Genomic DNA, 1,373 nt, shown 5'->3' with positions numbered 1-1,373 from the left:
AAATCTTCCACGTCATAGATAATTGGCGTAGAAACCCCATTGCGCCGAGCTTCAGACATCAGGCGGGCTTCTGTCCGGTTTCTTTCAGTCCTGATCCTTTCATCAATCTCTTTATGCCTGTAAGCCTTTGGAACTCTTTCCTTAACAAGTATTTCTTTTCCTTCAGGTCCTTCTTCCAGATAAACGACAGCCTCGGCCCCATTATCCAGCATTTCCCCAAGCTTGAGGGAAGTTCCAGGGGCGATTTCAGGGACTTTTTTCATTGCTTCTTCCCGGATCCAGGTCACTTTCACATCATCAGTTCGGTAACTTGGGTTTACACGGGACTCTTCAAGGGAAAGGGTGTTTCCGGACTTATACATCAGAAGCCCAGTATATGCAATCATTATCCCGTTATCTCCCATAAAGCGTTTTTCGGGCACATAGAACTTCGCGCCTCTGGCTTCGCACATCTCGTTTAGCATCTCTCGAAGCCTTGTATTTGCCCCTACTCCTCCTGCAAGCAAAACTTCTTTTTTTCCAGTATGGGCAAGGGCTCGCTCTGCAACCTCAACGACCATTGCAAAAGCCGTCTCCTGGTAAGAATAGCAGACATCCTCAATAGGATTTTTTCTCAGGGCTTCGCTGGCTGCCGTGGAAAGCCCTGAAAAGGAGAGATCCATGCCTTTTATCACATAAGGGAGATGAATATACCTTTTCGCATTCTTTGCATAAGCCTCGATCTTTGGCCCTCCAGGATGAGGCAGACCAGCCCCCCGCGCAAACTTATCAAGGGCATTTCCAAGCCCTATATCGAGGGTTTCCCCAAAGACTCTGTATCTTCCTCCCATATAGGAAATAACCTGGGAATTGGCCCCACTTACGTAAAGGACGACAGGATCAGTTGCAGGTGTTCTCCAAATTCCGACCTCTATATGAGCAATACAATGGTTGACCCCTATCAGAGGAACACCTAGGGATATGGAAAGCATTCTTGCTGCCGTTGCAACCGTTCTCAGGCACGGCCCAAGTCCAGGTCCCTGAGAGAAAGCTATTCCGTCAATCTCTGAAGGCTCGACTCCTTTTTCTTTTGCCTCTGCAAGAAGCCTTCTTATAACGCTGGCTGCGTACTTTGCATGGTGCTGGGCTGCTTCTCTAGGGTGAATCCCTCCGGTTGTAGGTTTGTAGGTCTCTGTGACCTCGGCAATAATCTCGGTCTCGGTCACGATTGCGGCACTGAGGTTCCAGGCAGTGCCCTCGATTCCAAGGATGAACGTGTTTTTCAAGGCTTACGGTCTCCTTCCAGTCCTTTTTGCTGTCACTGCCTTCGATAATACAGGAGAGAACTTATATACATTTGCATCCCGAGTTCCGTCTCGGGAGGACGGTGCCCT

At 48.9% G+C, this 1,373-nt stretch carries 1 protein-coding gene; it reads right to left on the bottom strand.

Annotation, left to right across the window (positions count from 1 at the left end; translation table 11 throughout):
- The coding region (locus tag BP861_RS05620) for a bifunctional N(6)-L-threonylcarbamoyladenine synthase/serine/threonine protein kinase (protein WP_292373403.1) at positions 1–1,265 on the bottom strand (1,265 nt) is incomplete at its 3' end.
- Positions 1,266–1,373: the final 108 nt, after the last annotated feature.

It is taken from the genome of Methanosarcina sp. UBA411, assembly GCF_002495725.1.
Lineage (GTDB): Archaea > Halobacteriota > Methanosarcinia > Methanosarcinales > Methanosarcinaceae > Methanosarcina.
This window is presented reverse-complemented; position numbering and strand designations above follow the sequence as displayed.